The organism is Paenibacillus sp. FSL L8-0502, assembly GCF_038593055.1.
GTDB classification, from domain to species: Bacteria; Bacillota; Bacilli; order Paenibacillales; family Paenibacillaceae; genus Paenibacillus; species Paenibacillus polymyxa_D.
On the sequence record NZ_CP151958.1, the window covers coordinates 3,156,530 to 3,171,890 of the forward strand.

General features: G+C 44.4%; 13 protein-coding genes. 4 read left to right on the plus strand and 9 right to left on the minus strand.

Annotated features, from left to right (window positions below):
- The first annotated feature begins 1 nt into the window (after nt 1).
- Nucleotides 2-766, plus strand: coding sequence for an HAD family hydrolase (locus tag NSQ57_RS13395; RefSeq protein ID WP_069011731.1), 765 nt, complete (start codon nt 2-4; stop codon nt 764-766).
- Nucleotides 767-796: 30 nt separating this feature from the next.
- On the opposite strand, the gene NSQ57_RS13400 is transcribed toward NSQ57_RS13395, so the two are convergent.
- From NSQ57_RS13400 to pdhA, 8 genes are all read right to left on the minus strand, one after another.
- Nucleotides 797-3,121 (minus strand): DNA topoisomerase 3, encoded by a 2,325-nt coding sequence (locus NSQ57_RS13400; protein ID WP_342424920.1) that lies wholly within the window; start codon nt 3,119-3,121, stop codon nt 797-799.
- Nucleotides 3,122-3,647: 526 nt separating this feature from the next.
- Entirely contained in the window at nt 3,648-5,135 is a 1,488-nt protein-coding gene (locus NSQ57_RS13405; protein WP_342424921.1) for a glutamate synthase subunit beta, read from the minus strand.
- A gap of 238 nt (nt 5,136-5,373) precedes the next feature.
- Nucleotides 5,374-5,862 (minus strand): dihydrofolate reductase, encoded by a 489-nt coding sequence (locus tag NSQ57_RS13410; RefSeq protein WP_069011722.1) that lies wholly within the window; start codon nt 5,860-5,862, stop codon nt 5,374-5,376.
- A 17-nt stretch (nt 5,863-5,879) separates the two neighbouring features.
- The gene (gene thyA / locus NSQ57_RS13415; protein WP_069011721.1) at nt 5,880-6,674 is read right to left on the minus strand and encodes a thymidylate synthase; all 795 of its coding nucleotides are present in this window, start codon (nt 6,672-6,674) and stop codon (nt 5,880-5,882) included.
- 252 nt (nt 6,675-6,926) lie between these two features.
- Nucleotides 6,927-8,348 (minus strand): dihydrolipoyl dehydrogenase, encoded by a 1,422-nt coding sequence (lpdA, locus tag NSQ57_RS13420; protein ID WP_039271311.1) that lies wholly within the window; start codon nt 8,346-8,348, stop codon nt 6,927-6,929.
- 3 nt (nt 8,349-8,351) lie between these two features.
- A complete protein-coding gene (locus tag NSQ57_RS13425) occupies nt 8,352-9,965 on the minus strand; it encodes a 2-oxo acid dehydrogenase subunit E2 (protein WP_342424922.1) in 1,614 nt (537 codons plus the stop codon).
- A 34-nt stretch (nt 9,966-9,999) separates the two neighbouring features.
- A complete protein-coding gene (locus NSQ57_RS13430) occupies nt 10,000-10,980 on the minus strand; it encodes an alpha-ketoacid dehydrogenase subunit beta (protein ID WP_039271308.1) in 981 nt (326 codons plus the stop codon).
- A gap of 100 nt (nt 10,981-11,080) precedes the next feature.
- A complete protein-coding gene (gene pdhA / locus NSQ57_RS13435) occupies nt 11,081-12,148 on the minus strand; it encodes a pyruvate dehydrogenase (acetyl-transferring) E1 component subunit alpha (RefSeq protein ID WP_029517443.1) in 1,068 nt (355 codons plus the stop codon).
- A gap of 255 nt (nt 12,149-12,403) precedes the next feature.
- On the opposite strand from pdhA, the gene NSQ57_RS13440 reads away from it, so the two are divergent.
- Nucleotides 12,404-13,138 carry an alpha/beta hydrolase-fold protein gene (locus tag NSQ57_RS13440; protein WP_069011718.1) on the plus strand — a complete coding sequence of 245 codons (735 nt, stop codon included), beginning with the start codon at nt 12,404-12,406 and terminating at the stop codon, nt 13,136-13,138.
- 144 nt (nt 13,139-13,282) lie between these two features.
- On the opposite strand, the gene NSQ57_RS13445 is transcribed toward NSQ57_RS13440, so the two are convergent.
- Nucleotides 13,283-13,747, minus strand: a complete 465-nt coding sequence (locus tag NSQ57_RS13445; RefSeq protein ID WP_029517442.1) for a low molecular weight protein-tyrosine-phosphatase — start codon at nt 13,745-13,747, stop codon at nt 13,283-13,285.
- 148 nt (nt 13,748-13,895) lie between these two features.
- Here NSQ57_RS13445 and NSQ57_RS13450 point away from each other — a divergent pair, with 148 nt between their 5' ends.
- Together NSQ57_RS13450 and NSQ57_RS13455 are read left to right on the plus strand one after the other, a co-directional pair.
- On the plus strand, nt 13,896-14,537 hold the full coding sequence (locus NSQ57_RS13450) for a thiamine diphosphokinase (protein WP_342424923.1): 642 nt from the start codon (nt 13,896-13,898) through the stop codon (nt 14,535-14,537).
- A gap of 279 nt (nt 14,538-14,816) precedes the next feature.
- Nucleotides 14,817-15,314 (plus strand): C40 family peptidase, encoded by a 498-nt coding sequence (locus NSQ57_RS13455; protein WP_039271305.1) that lies wholly within the window; start codon nt 14,817-14,819, stop codon nt 15,312-15,314.
- The last annotated feature ends 47 nt before the right edge of the window (nt 15,315-15,361 follow it).

Here is a 15,361-nt window from a genome sequence, read left to right on the forward strand (position 1 = left end):
CGTGTCGTATCCGAAGCAGCACATTTTATTTGATCTTGATGACACCTTAGTCCACTGCAACAAGTATTTTGACCTGATCCTCAACCACTTTTTTGATTTGCTTCAGGAATGGTTTGCAACTCATAACCTAACCAAAAATGCGATTCGTGAAAAACAAATCGAAATTGATGTGGCTGGAGTTCATCAAGTGGGCTTTGCCAGCGAGCATTTCCCACAATCTTTGATAGATACGTACCAATTTTTCTCGGAACAATTCGGACGCCGTCTCGATTCTCGGGAAGAGCAGGAGCTTCGCTCTCTTGGCCGAAGTGTGTACGAACAGGAAATCGAACCGTATCCAGGCATGGTCGAAACGCTGAACTCCCTCCAAAAAGCAGGGCATTCCCTCCATCTGTATACTGGCGGTGAGCAGATCATTCAAGAAAGAAAGATTGAACAAATGAAACTGGCTACCTACTTTGATGACCGCATCTACATTCGCCAGCATAAAAATGTCGAAGCCCTAGAAGAAATCATCCAGATGAATCGCTTGGACCGAAGCATCACCTGGATGATCGGGAATTCTCTGCGCACTGATGTTTCTCCAGCCCTTGCCGCAGGTATTCATGCTGTATATCTCAAGCAGCCTAAGGAATGGATTTACAATATGGTTGAACTGCAAAAAAACGTGAACTCCGTGATGTATACGATACAGAAGCTAACGGAAGTACCACGGGTTATCCACGAAAGCATACAATTGCACCAACAAAAAAGGACCCTCGGATAGGGTCCTTTTTGTATTGGTCTAAACCCTGTCTCAGGATTCCTCTCGAACGCTAAGTTGTCCTGTACCAGGTTCATTCAGAACAATTCGCGCTTTGACGGTCGATCCATCTTTACGCTTAAAAGACAACAATTGCGTCTGTCTCTTCGTCAACAAGGACTTGAGCATCGTTTCGGTAATCTGCTTTCCAGCATATTCCTTCCAGACGACAAAGCCACAACCCTGCTTGTAGTGGCTGCACCCATACCCTTTACGGCCTTCAATAATGCTTCCGCCGCAATTAGAGCGTGGGCAGCTACCTAAAGCTTGCCTTTGGCTTCCTGAAATGCCTGAGGATCCGTCGGAAGAGCTGCGTGCTGGTGGTGCTGCTTGCTCTAGCGTTGCGCTTCCAGCGCTGCCACCGCGTCCTGATGTAGCACGCCCCACCCCTTTGGCGGCGGTGCGTCCGCTCGCACGCGCACTACGTGCGCCTTCTTTTCCAACCGCACGCTTCCCCCTTGCTTCCTCACCAAAGGCATTTGCCGGAGCCGGCGGCTGCTGCCTCACCTTATCAATGATGGACAACGTAAATCTTTTAACGTTCTCCATAAACTTCTCTTGAGCCGCCTCACCCTTGGAAATTTGATGTAGGCGACGTTCCCATTGACCTGTCATCTCCGGGGAGGCTAATAGATCAACCCCAGCATGACGGATCAGGTCAATAGCCATCTTTCCTTTTTCCGTAATAAGAATCTTTTTACCCTTCATTTCAATATAGCCAACTTTTTTCAATCGTTCAATTGTGGCGGCCCGCGTCGCAGGTGTGCCTAAACCGGCATCCTTCATGACCTCACGCAATTCCTCATTCTCCATCTGTTTACCCGCGCTTTCCATCGCCTTAAGCAATGTACCCTCCGTGTAGCTTTTAGGGGGCTGAGTCGCCTTTTCTTTCATCTCGGCGCGAACACAATCCACGGGACGCCCCGCATCAATCTCAAACTTCTTGTCCGTCCACTCGTCCGTTTCCTCTTCATCTTCTTTTTTCGGTGATTTGCTCTTTTTACCTTTATCCTGATCAACCTTACTTAAAACTACTTTCCACCCCAAGGAAAGAAGCTCTTTAATATTTGTTTTAAACAGATGCTTGTCCACCTGTGTCATTACGGTATGCATTTTGTATTCAGCAGGCGGAAAAAAATGCGACAAAAACCTGCGAATAACCAGGTCATATACATTTTGCTCTTCTTTGCTTAGTGTTCCTGGCCTTTTTAATGTCGGCAAAATAGCATGGTGATCCTCAACACGAGATGGATTGCAGACCGATTTATTCTGTTTATGAACCAAATTGGGGTTGGCTTGTTGGACCAGATCAGCATAAGGACCTGTGCCCAGCATCCGTAGTGCCTTGTGCATGCCGTCTATATTTTGCTCTGTCACATAGTTAGAATTGGTACGCGGATAGGAAATGACCTTGTGGCGCTCATAAAGCGCTTGTGCCACATCCAGTGTTTTTTTGGCCGAATAACCGTACTTGGCATTCGCCTCGCGTTGAAGCAGCGTTAAATCGTACAATTTAAAAGGATACTCTTTTGTCTGCTTGGTGTCATATTTGGTGATTTTACCTATTTTTCCGCGAACAGCCGCAGCGATTTCCTCAGCTTCCTCTGGCTTCGTCAGCCTATCCCCCTGCCACGCACCTTTGTACTTGATCTGATCTTGCTTAAATTCTGCCCACACGTCATAGAAGGTTTGAGACTGAAATGCCTCAATTTCTTTTTCCCGGTCATGAATCAGTGCCAGCACGGGAGTCTGCACCCGTCCTACCGACAGCAGTGTGTTATGTCGTGTTGTGAACGCTCTGGAAGCGTTCATGCCGATCAGCCAGTCCGCTTCACTTCGTGCCCGCGCAGCTTGAGTCAGAAATTCAAACTCCGAAGCATCTCGCAATCGTTCAAAGCCTGTCGCAATACTTTCCGCTGTCAAGTCTGAAATCCACAGTCGCTTAACTGGCTGACGCAACTTTAATTGCTGTTGGATCAACGCAAAAATATATTGCCCTTCCCGTCCAGCATCACAAGCATTTACGATGGCATCGCAGCGTTTGGCCAGTTCACCAATCATTTTCAGCTGATCTTTTGTTTTCGGATTCGGTACAATTTTGAACTGCTCAGGGATAATAGGAAGATCCTTAATATTCCATCGCTTGTACTTAGCATCGTATGCATCCGGCTCAGCCAAACCCAGTAAATGCCCGATCGCCCAGGTTACAATGTATTTCTCCCCTTCCAAATAGGTACGGTTATTTTTAGCCCGCGGCTCCATAACAGCGGCAATCGTCCGTCCCATATCCGGTTTCTCAGCAATAATCAACGTCTTCATTCATACTCCATTCCTTCCTGACGGCCTTCTGTTTCTCCTCCATGAATCATACATATACATGGATATTAATGAAAACACAGGTATCCCGGCCTCATGCAAAAGGAGCCTTCTCCCGACGAAAGCTCCTTTGTAAATTCATTTAGTCAAACGCTTCAACAATATACGTGTATTATACCATAGATACCGTGGTTCTCTCAGGTCATGATTTTAAATAGTCAACGAAAGTTATGTATATGTTAATTTACATTACATATATATCAGATTTTATCAAATTTTCTTGTGGAATAATTCTTTTTTCTATAAAAAAGCTACACCAAACACTCTTTTTTATGTTATGATCAATTTAGATAAGAAATATATGGTGATACGATTAAATTTAAGTTATATTATATAACATATATTTCACAATGTTTCACAGCTCAATAATCATTTATTCATTTTTCGCTTCTGGCAGACTCAGCTTGAAATACAATAAAGCCCCATCCGAAGATGGAGCTTTGACTGATCCGTAACATAAAATTTATAATTACACCAAAACGGTAGCGCCCATGAGGTATTTATCAACTTCTCGTGCAGCTTCTCGACCTTCATTAATAGCCCACACAACAAGACTTTGTCCGCGACGCATATCACCTGCAGCAAAAACCTTATCCACATTAGTAACATATTTTCCATAACGTGCTTTAACGTTGGAACGACGATCCGTCTCCAAGCCAATTTGCTCTACAATCGTTTGCTCAGGACCATCAAATCCAATGGCAATAAGAGCAATTTGTGCAGGGAATACGCGCTCCGTACCTGGAATCGGTTGATAGATTTTGCGCCCTGTTTCATCAACAATCCGTTGAATTTGAATGGTGTGCAGCTCTTTCAGATTACCGCTTTCATCACCTACAAATTTGGTCGTCATGATGGAGAACTCACGTGGATCTTCTCCGAACAGCGCCTTAGCTTCTTCCTGTGCATAATCAAGAGAATACACGTTTGGAAATTGTGGCCAAGGATTGGCAATCGGGTCACGCTCCATAGGTGCTTTGGTATGTGTGCCAAATTGAGTGACACTCCGACAACCATGACGCAAAGAAGTAGCTACACAGTCCGAACCCGTATCACCGCCACCGATTACAATAACGTCCTTACCTTGGGAAGACAAATAGTTGCCATCTTCCAGATTGGAGTCCAAGTAACTTTTGATGGTACCATTCAGATAATCCATCGCATAATGAACACCCTTCAAATCGCTACCTTCAATGTTGAATTCTCTTGGCTTCGTAGAACCACCGCATAGAACAACAGCATCATATTCACCAATCAACTGATCGGTAGGGATATCTTTGCCGATTTCCGTATTGGTGATGAATTGAATACCTTCAGCCTCCAGCAAATCCACACGCCGCTGAACAACCTTTTTATCCAATTTCATGGACGGTATGCCATACATCAATAATCCACCCACACGATCTGCACGCTCATACACAGTCACGCTGTGCCCTGCTTTGTTAAGCTGAGCCGCTGCAGCCAAACCTGCCGGACCCGAACCGACAACAGCCACTCGTTTGCCTGTACGCTTTTCTGGCGGATTAGGGACAACCCAGCCTTCCTCAAAACCCTTTTCGATAATAGCTTCCTCAATGGTTTTAATTGTAACAGACTGTCCGATCAGTCCCACAGTACATGAACCCTCACATGGCGCAGGACAAACACGACCTGTGAATTCTGGGAAGTTATTCGTTTTGTGCAGCCGCTCTAGCGCTTCCTTCCACAAACCACGATATACGAGATTGTTCCATTCCGGAATGAGATTATGAACCGGGCAGCCTAAAGTTGCTCCCATGATATCCATCCCCGTATGACAATAAGGGGTTCCGCAGTCCATACAACGCGCCCCTTGGGTACGCAGCTCTTCCTCAGACATATGCTTATGGAATTCTTCCCAATCCTTTATACGCTCTGCCGGGTCCCGGTCTGTAGGAAGCTGTCGTGTGTATTCCATAAATCCAGTTGGTGTAGACATGTTACGTTCCCCCATCTCTTCGCTTATGAACCCCGATCATCCATTCAGAATTTAAGTCAAATTCGAATTTGTCTATTTGTATTATGAAAGGGTCTGTTCTCATTGAATTTGATTTATTGTATCACAATACAGCGTAAAAGTGATGAAAACTTATGCAACTTTCTGCATCAACAGCCAAAAGGATTTTTTATATGGTTTATTAATTTTTCAAATGAGTGGGGTCGGATATAGTCTATTCTTATTCGGTTCTCTCGTAAACAACAAAACGATACTCATAGGGATTTTTGTCATCCTTGATACCTGGGGTCTCACTAACTATATTCCAGCCGTTCCAATCCAGCTCAGGGAAGGTTGTATCGCCTTCAAAAACCTCCTCAATCCGAGTCACAATCAGCCGATCAGCATGTGGCCAAAACAGTGAATAAATCTCTGCTCCTCCGATGACCATTAACTCTTCCTGCTTTGCTAATTGGAGTCCTTCTTCCATTGAATGAATTACTTCCGCACCTTCCGTCTGATAGCGCAGATCTCGGGTCAAGACAACGTTACGCCGGTTTGGCAGGCTTTTTCCTCCAAAGGATTCCCACGTTTTGCGTCCCATGAGTACCGTTTTATTAATCGTCTGCTCTTTGAAAAAGGCCATGTCTCTAGGGAGGCGCCAGGGAAGTTTGTTATCTCGGCCGATCACACCATTTTGTGCCATAGCCCATATCATTGAAATGCCCATTTTCCCACCTCCTCTAATCAAATGGCGACAGGCGCCTTAATCCCTGGATGATATTCGTAATTTTCAAAAGCAAAATCGTCGTAGGTATAATCAAAAATCGAATCCGGCTTGCGCAGAATTTTCAACTGAGGCAACGGATAAGGATCACGTTCCAACTGTGTATGCACTTGTTGCATATGATTTGAATAAATATGCACATCGCCGCCTGACCAAATAAATTCGCCGGGCTCCAAACCGCACTGCTGTGCAACCATATGCGTTAGTAATGCATAACTTGCGATATTAAACGGCAACCCTAAAAAGGTATCCACAGAACGCATCGTTAGCATACAGGAAAGCTTCCCTCCAGCTACATAGAACTGAAATACAAAGTGACATGGCGGCAACTTCATCGATTCGATTTCAGCCACATTCCAAGCACTGACAATGTGTCGACGTGAATCCGGATTTTTTTTAATAGCTTCAATGACATTCGCAATTTGGTCAATATGTTGTCCGTCTGTTGTTTCCCACGAGCGCCATTGCGACCCATATACAGGCCCCAGATTCCCCTGCTCGTCTGCCCACTCATCCCAAATGGTAACTCCGTTCTCCTTGAGATAAGAAATGTTGGTATCTCCCCGCAAAAACCATAACAGCTCATGAATAACGGATTTCAAATGTACTCTTTTGGTGGTCACCAAGGGGAAGCCCTTGGCCAGGTCAAAACGGAGTTGCCTTCCGAAAACAGATAGTGTACCTGTTCCTGTACGATCCTCTTTTTTTACTCCATTCTCTAAAATATCCTCCAGCAGTTCCAAATAGTTACGCACGTTATTCCTCTCCTTTGAGCATGAATAAAAACCTGGCATCGCCAGATTCTAATCTTTAAAATTCTTTTCTGCACCCATATCTATAGTTAGTTTATCATGTACGGTACTTCGTTGACCATGTACTGTGTGAATTTTCATGGTAGTCCTGAAAATCCTAAAGTTTGAAAAAAAAGAGACAAAGAGCGCAGATATAGCGCTCCTTGCCTCTCTTTGTCATGTATGAAAACGAAAACGAGATAATGAAAAATGGTATTAGCGACGTGGTGCCAATGCGTGGATCGGATGACCCAGCACGACTTCCGCTGCTTCCATAACGATCTCGCCCAGTGTAGGGTGAGCATGAATAGTCAAGGAGATATCTTCGAGTGTAGCACCCATTTCAATCGCCAGACCCAGCTCAGCAATAAGGTTGGAAGCTTCCAGACCTACGATTTGCGTACCCAGTACCAAACCTGTGTCAGCGTCAGCAACGATTTTCACAAAACCTTCAGCAGCGTTCAGGGAAACCGCACGACCGTTTGCTCCATAAGAGAACTTGCCAACTTTGACATTGTAGCCTTTTTCTTTGGCTTGTGACTCTGTGTAGCCTACGCTGGAGCATTCTGGATCCGTGAAAACGACAGCCGGCATACACTTGTAATCTACTACAGACGGCTCGCCTGCAATTGCTTCAGCAGCTACTTTACCTTCGTAAGAAGCTTTGTGCGCCAGAGCAAGACCAGCTACGATATCGCCGATTGCAAAGATGTGAGGAATGCTAGTACGTCCTTGGTGATCAACTTTCACCATTCCGCGCTCATCCAGTTCTAGGCCGATCAGATCCAGACCCAGTTCACCGTCTGTGTTTGGACGACGTCCAACAGTTACAAGCAGATAATCAGCAGTTACTTCTTTGCTTTCGCCGTTAACGGAGAATTTCACTGTTACGTCTTTATCTGTTTGCTCTGCACTTTCCGCTTTAGCGCCAGTGAAGATTTCGATGCCCGTTTTCTTCATGCTTTTCGCAACGATCGAAGTCATATCTTTGTCGAAACCAGGAAGCACTGTATCCATACCTTCAATAATCGTTACTTTGGAACCGAATTTCGAGTACATTTGTCCGAGCTCTGCACCAATGTATCCACCACCGATTACGATCAGGCTTTTCGGAATTTCAGGCAGGTTCAATGCTTCTGTAGAAGACAGAATGCGTCCACCAAAAGGGAATGGTTTCAGTTCGATTGGACGGGAACCTGTTGCGATAATTGCATTTTTAAAACGGTAACGTGGTGATTCATGTTCGTTGAATACACGCGCTTCGTTTTCGTTGATGAACATGCACTCACCATTGAAAACTTCAACTTTGTTGCCTTTGAGCAAGCCACTTACGCCGCCTGTCATTTTCTTAACAACGCCGTTTTTGAATTCTTGTGTTTTAGCGAAGTCTACTTTTACATTTTCAGCCGAAATACCGAAAGACTCGCCATGTTTAGCCGCTTCGTATTGATGAGCTGCAGAGATCAAAGCTTTGGATGGAATACATCCACGGTTCAGACAGACACCGCCCAGCTCAGATTTGTCAACGATCAATACGCTTTGTCCTAATTGTGCGGCACGGATGGCAGCTACATAGCCGCCAGGACCCGCACCGATAACCAATGTGTCAATATCCAGAGAAGCGTCTCCTACTACCATTGATTACACCTCCATAACAAGCAACTCAGGGTTAGCGAGCAGCTGTTTGATATAGTTCATGAAGTTTTGAGCAGTTGCACCGTCAATAATACGGTGGTCAAAGCTCAGAGAAAGAGCCATTACTGGAGCGGCAACAATTTCACCGTTTTTCACGACTGCTTTTTCACTGATGCGTCCAGTACCCAAAATCGCAACTTCAGGGAAGTTAATGATTGGAGTAAAGAACATACCGCCTGCGGAACCGATGTTAGTGATGGAGATTGTGCTTCCTCTCATCTCATTTGCTGCCAATTTTCCATCACGACCGCGCACAGCCAGATCACGAATGGAATCAGCAATCATCCAGATACTCTTACGATCAGCATCTTTGATAACAGGAACGATCAAACCGTTGTCTGTATCTGTAGCGATACCGATGTTGTAGTATTTTTTGTAGACAATTTCGTTTGCTTCTTCGTCGATTGAGGCATTCAGAGCCGGGAATTGACGGGAAGCAGCAACCAAAGCTTTTACGATGAATGGCAGGTATGTTACTTTTGTGCCTTTCTTCTCAGCAATTGGTTTGATACGAGTACGGAAAGCAACCAGTTCAGTTACATCTACTTCATCCATAATCGTAACGTGCGGAGCCGTATAAGCCGATTTAACCATAGCATTGGAAATAGCCTTGCGGATACCTTTAAATGGTACGCGCTCTTCCTCAGCACGTGGATCTGCTGCTGGTGCGGATGCTGCTGCAGCTTTCGCTTCTTTCTTAGCAGGCTCTTGTGCTTTTGCAGCTTCTTTCGCTACTGGTGCAGCCGCTTGGCCTCCACCATTTTTGAAAGCTTCTACATCTTCTTTGGTGATTTTACCATTTTTGCCGGAGCCACTCACTTGAGCGATGTTTACACCTTGCTCACGAGCAAATTTGCGGACGCTAGGTGTAGCTAGTACATCTTTGTTAGAAGCAGCAGGAGTTGCAGCTGGTTTAGTGTTAGCTCCGCCTTGTGCAGCATCCTGTTCTTGTTTAGCAGCAGCTGGTGCTTCTTCTTGTTCAGGAAGTTCACCCTCTGCAGCGATTACAGCTACGACTTGACCTACGTTAAAGATGTCGCCGTCTTTGGCAAATACTTCTTGTACTGTACCATTAACCGGACAAGGAACTTCAACTACTGCCTTATCGTTTTGTACTTCCATGATGATATCTTCATCTGTTACTTTGTCGCCGGGCTTGATGTGCATCTTGATGATTTCACCTTCGTGAAGACCTTCACCCAGCTCTGGGAATTTATATTCAAATCTAGCTGTATCTGCAGCTCCGCTTTGTGCAGCAGCACTTGGCTCAGGGCTAGCAGCTGGTGCTTCTGGTGCATCTTCCTGTTCAGGAAGTTCACCTTCTGCATCAATTACAGCTACAACTTGACCTACGTTAAAGATGTCGCCGTCTTTGGCAAATACTTCTTGTACTGTACCATTAACCGGACAAGGAACTTCAACTACTGCCTTATCGTTTTGTACTTCCATGATGATATCTTCATCGGTTACTTTGTCGCCGGGCTTAATGTGCATCTTGATGATTTCGCCTTCGTGAAGACCTTCACCTAGCTCCGGGAATTTATATTCAAATTTAGCCACGTTTAAAACCTCCCAAATTTACGGTGTGCTTTAATTAAAATTCCAATACTTTATTAACCGCATCAATGATACGTGTTGGCGTTGGCAACCAAGTATCTTCAATTTGAGCAAAAGGATAAACGGTATCCGGACCTGCTACACGCAGAACGGGTGCTTCCAGATGCAGGATTGCTTTTTCGTTAATTTGTGCAATAACTTCAGCAGCTACACCGGAGCTCTTTTGAGCTTCTTGAACAACGATGGCACGATTGGTTTTTTGAATAGAAGCAACAACGGTATCAATGTCAATCGGGCTAATGGTACGCAAATCAATGATTTCTACTTTGATACCTTTTGTTTTTTCCAGCTCATCCGCAGCTTTAACCGAGGTGTGTACCATCATACCGTAAGTAATGATCGTCACATCGGAACCTTCGCGAACTACATTAGCTTTGCCCAGTTCAACTGTGTAATCATTCTCAGGAACTTCAGCGCGGAATGCATGATACAAGTTCAAATGCTCCATGAAAAACACAGGATCGTTGTCGCGAATAGACGCAATCATGAGACCTTTTGCATCATAAGGGTTGGATGGAACAACAACCTTGATACCAGGTGTTTGAGCCAGCAGGCCCTCCAAGGAATCTGTATGCAGCTCGGCTGCCTTAACACCGCCACCAAAAGGTGTACGGAATACGATTGGAGAATTGTAACGTCCACCGGAACGGTAACGCATACGGGATGCTTGAATTGCCATTTGATCAAGCGCTTCAAAGATAAAGCCTACGAACTGGATTTCAGCTACAGGGCGGAAGCCTTGAATACCCAAACCGACAGCAAGACCCCCGATTGCGGATTCCGCCAGCGGAGTATCGAATACACGTTCTTCGCCAAATTCTTTTTGCAGACCTTCTGTAGCGCGGAATACGCCACCTACATGACCTACGTCTTCACCGAAAAGCAGGACGTTAGGGTCGCGTTTCAACTCTACGCGCAGTGCGTCACGAATCGCTTCTTTCATGTTCATTTGTGCCATTTGCTTCATTTCCTCCTTAAACATTGACAGATCAATTTCAGTTCAGGTCAATCGAAAAGCAGACCGGATCGGGTTACGGCCCGGTCTCTTTCAAGTTCAATTATTTAAAATCAGCTTTTTGTTCTTCCAAGTGCTTAGGCGTTGTTTCGAACATGCTATCGATCAGGCCAGGAATTGTCATTTTCTCTGTTTTCTCGGCTTTTTTGATCTCTTCGTTCACTTTTGCCTTAGCTTCTTCTTTTACGCGAGCTGTATCTTCTTCAGTCCAAAGGCCTTTTTTCTCAAGGTATTTCGCAAAGCGGGCAATTGGATCTTTCGCATTCCATTCGCCTTCTTCTTCTTTAGAACGATATTTTGTTGCATCATCAGAAAGGGAATGCGGACGGAAACGGTACGTTACGGCTTCAATCAAAGTAGCACCTTCACCATTACGTCCACGCTCTGCAGCTTCTTGAACGGCTTTAATAACTGCAAGCACGTCCATGCCGTCAATTTTCACGCCTTTAATACCAGCAGCTACTGCTTTATGAGCGATCGAAAGAGCAGCCGTTTGTTTTGAGAATGGAGTCGTGATCGCGTAACCATTGTTTTGCACAAAGAAAATAACTGGCAACTTGTATACACCAGCATAGTTCAGGCCTTCGTAGAAATCACCTTCGGAAGAACCGCCGTCACCTGTATATGTAATGGCGACTTGTTTTTGTTTTTTCAGCTTGTAACCCATAGCAATACCCATAGCATGCAAAATTTGCGCGCCAATGATGATTTGCGGCATCAGTACATTAACACCGTCCGGCACTTGGCCGCCGTGTTGATGACCACGGGAATACAAGAAAGCTTGGTATAATGGCAGGCCATGCCAAACGATTTGCGGAATATCGCGGTAGCCTGGAGCAATAAAGTCTTCTTTTTGGAGCGCATATTCGCTACCAACCATGGTTGCTTCTTGTCCGGATACCGGAGCATAGAAACCGAGACGCCCTTGACGGCCTAAGTTAACGGCACGGTCATCCCAAGTACGTGTAAATACCATTCGATACATAATTTCTTTCAATTGATCATCTGTAAGTTTAGGCAACATATCTTTATTGATAATTTCACCATCCGGAGAAAGTACGGACAGCGCCTCAACTTCCTCTGTGTAAACTTCATAAGGAACCTTGCTCATTTTCTTCACCTCAACAAAAAAATTTGAATATCAAGTTCCGCTGTTATAGGATTATTATACACCTGTTATATCGCTCGCGTCAAAGATTTAGTTATTTTTTTTGAGTTTGTCACATTTTTGTGTGTGTAACAGGGTATGTTTTTTACTGTAACAGCTTAGTACATGATTGAAATTTTAAACATCTATTGCAATCAGGGTAATCTTAACTTATTGTGATCCCGAATGCAAAATAATACCCAAGAAAGGTGACGAAAAATGACGGATTCTCGGTATTTAAAACGAACCATCCTTAAAGACGAAGTAGACAGCCGCTTTCTTGGCGAGACCAGAACTCTCCGGATTTATTTGCCGCCCGGCTATAATGAAATATTGAGCTACCCGGTCGTGTACTGTCAGGACGGAGAAGAATTTTTCAATTTTGGCCGCATTGCAACTCATGCCAACCGCCTCATTCTAGATGAGGGCGTCGAACCCTTCATTATTGTAGGTGTGGAAGTGAATACAAAAATTCGAACGCAGGAGTATGCTCCCTTTGGCAATCGTTTTGAGGCGTATACCGCCTGTTTTGCAGAAGAGATTATTCCCTATGTAGAGCAAAAGTATCCTATAAGAAAAGATGCAGCGTCCCGTATTTTGGCGGGGGATTCACTGGGAGGCAGTGTGTCTCTGCATTTGGCTTTGATGTATCCTCAGTTGTTCAACCGCATTATCAGCCTCTCAGGTGCTTACTATGAAGCTTCGCAGGAAATCATCGCCCGTGAGAAAGATCTGTCTCATTTGCGGGTGTGGATGACGGTTGGCCTTCAGGAAGATGCATTTGAGAGTGATACTGGCATTTACAACTTTGTAGAGCTTAACCGTCAATGCGCAGATTTGCTGCGCGAACGGAACGTTGAAGTTTCTTACCGTGAAAAGGATGGCAAACATTTGTGGGGCTTTTGGCAAAACGAGTTGCCTGACGCGCTAATGTATTTTTTGGATCGCGCCTGAGTAAAAATTCTCCCAGGTAACTAAAGGGAATGGAGCATTTGACCTACTAGGTCATAAAGCTCCTTTTTCTTTTTCATGATTTGGTTACGCTTTCAAAAATGTATAACGAAAAACGGCAATGATTGCCGTCATCTGTCGTTCACATTATAGCTTTTCTTCTACGATCTTGTCCAGCAAGGCGTCGCAACCTGCGTCCATTAATCGATAGGTCTCTTCAAAATTCCCTGTAAAATATGGGTCGGGTACTTCTCTTAATTTTTCTTGAGGGAGCAAATCCATAAATTTTAGAATATCTGCCTCCGCTCCACCTGCAATCTTTCGCATGTTTCGTTCATTAGAGTCATCCATGCACACAATATAATCAAACGCGTCAAAATCACGGCCCGTTATTTGCCGCGCCTGTATGCCTTGTTCGCTGATTCCATGCAGCTTAAGTTGCTTTAGTGTTCCCTCATGCGGAGGATTTCCGATGTGCCAGTCGCCTGTCCCGGCCGAGTCCACCCCGATTTCTGCACCCAATCCCCGTTCCTGCGCTTTATGTCTCAGTATTGCCTCCCCCATCGGTGAGCGGCAAATATTGCCCAAACATACAAACAAAACGTTAATCATTTCGTTCTCCTTCCTATTACACGTTACACTTCCTTTTTTCTGTTTCATTGTAGCCATGTCCTCCAAAATTGTGCAAGCCATATTTAACGCGGTATACTTAAAAACGATGGTATATATAGGATCGTATCAGAAAGAAAGGATGTTGATTATGACAAAAAAACGAGCGATTGTATTTTCAGGTGGTCGTCTTAATGAAGAAGATTTACATCAAATACAGCCCGATGATTTTATTATAGGTGCAGATAAAGGTGCTCTTTTCCTGATCGAGCACGGTATTACACCACATATCTCTGTAGGAGATTTTGACTCGATCACACCAGTGGAAAAAGAAAAGGTAGAATCAGCAAGCCAACGTATGATTGCGTGCGATCCAGTACTTAAAGACTTAACAGATACTGAGCTTGCTTTAGAAATCGCTATGGACGAACAGGCAGATCAAGTACTGATGCTTGGTGTGACTGGCACCCGGATGGACCACACATTGGCTAATGTTCAAATATTGGTACGCGCAATGCAGCATCATATTAGCTGCGCTATTATGGACGCACATAATTATATTGAGCTCACCGGATCAACGCTTGAGATCCAACCTATGGGCTATACATATATCTCCCTGCTTCCTATGACCTCCGAAGTAACAGGCATACAACTGGAAGGATTTATGTATCCGTTACATAATGCCACCCTCAAAATGGGACAATCACGTGCTGTCAGTAATAAGCTAACGGCTTCAAAAGGTACGATTTCCATCAAAAGCGGTCTACTACTCGTTATTCAAAGCAAGGATTAATTATGACATTGTTGTAACCATTATATAAATTGTTTTTCACTCAAAACCCTTTATGAACAAGGGTTTTTCCGTTTATAGAAATCCATGAATCGATATATTTTTTACAAATTGTAATTTTTAATCGTTTTTTAATAATCGCTGTGTAAGTCTTGTCCCTCAAGCATTTGAGAGTTCTTTTCCAACTATTAGGGGGCTTCAAAACTGTTATACTCAACGCTGTCAGTTAGTTAGCAACTCAGCAAAATATTGCACAAATCAATTTTTGGAGGTACTTACAACATGAATATGCAGAAAATCATAAAAAAGGTAATTATAGCAGGGGTCGCAGCCACGATCGGCTTTGGTACTTTTGCAATTGAGGGAACAAATACGGCACAAGCCGCCACTACGACTTCGGTAGGCCAAAAAGTAATTAACTACGGTGAAAAATATATGGGAACTCCTTATAAGTTTGGAGCTTCCACAAGCACTACACGTAATTTTGACTGTTCTTCTTTCATGAAGCACATATTCAAGAAATACGGAGTAAATTTGCCGCGTACTTCTGTTCAACAGTCTAAAGTCGGACATGCCGTATCCAAGTCCAATCTGAAAAAAGGGGACTTAGTTTTCTTTTCAAGCGGTAGTCGTGCTACAGGACGCAACATTACCCACGTAGCAGTCTATATGGGCGGGGGTAAAATTTTGCACACTTACGGCGGACCTGGCGTGACCATCTCCAATTTGAACTCTGGCAACTGGAAAAGAACATACATTAAAGCACGCCGCGTACTGTAGTAAGAAACTCATTTTGAAATATGCGAGCCGGGACGAAAAGTTCCGGC

What these genes read in the sequence shown, in the direction of transcription:
- NSQ57_RS13400 (WP_342424920.1), bottom strand. Translation starts at nt 3,121, where the DNA reads ATGAAGACGTTGATTATTGCTGAGAAACCGGATATGGGACGGACGATT.
- NSQ57_RS13405 (WP_342424921.1), bottom strand. Translation starts at nt 5,135, where the DNA reads ATGTCTACACCAACTGGATTTATGGAATACACACGACAGCTTCCTACA.
- NSQ57_RS13410 (WP_069011722.1), bottom strand. Translation starts at nt 5,862, where the DNA reads ATGGGCATTTCAATGATATGGGCTATGGCACAAAATGGTGTGATCGGC.
- lpdA (WP_039271311.1), bottom strand. Translation starts at nt 8,348, where the DNA reads ATGGTAGTAGGAGACGCTTCTCTGGATATTGACACATTGGTTATCGGT.
- NSQ57_RS13430 (WP_039271308.1), bottom strand. Translation starts at nt 10,980, where the DNA reads ATGGCACAAATGAACATGAAAGAAGCGATTCGTGACGCACTGCGCGTA.
- pdhA (WP_029517443.1), bottom strand. Translation starts at nt 12,148, where the DNA reads ATGAGCAAGGTTCCTTATGAAGTTTACACAGAGGAAGTTGAGGCGCTG.
- NSQ57_RS13440 (WP_069011718.1), top strand. Translation starts at nt 12,404, where the DNA reads ATGACGGATTCTCGGTATTTAAAACGAACCATCCTTAAAGACGAAGTA.
- NSQ57_RS13445 (WP_029517442.1), bottom strand. Translation starts at nt 13,747, where the DNA reads ATGATTAACGTTTTGTTTGTATGTTTGGGCAATATTTGCCGCTCACCG.
- NSQ57_RS13450 (WP_342424923.1), top strand. Translation starts at nt 13,896, where the DNA reads ATGACAAAAAAACGAGCGATTGTATTTTCAGGTGGTCGTCTTAATGAA.
- NSQ57_RS13455 (WP_039271305.1), top strand. Translation starts at nt 14,817, where the DNA reads ATGAATATGCAGAAAATCATAAAAAAGGTAATTATAGCAGGGGTCGCA.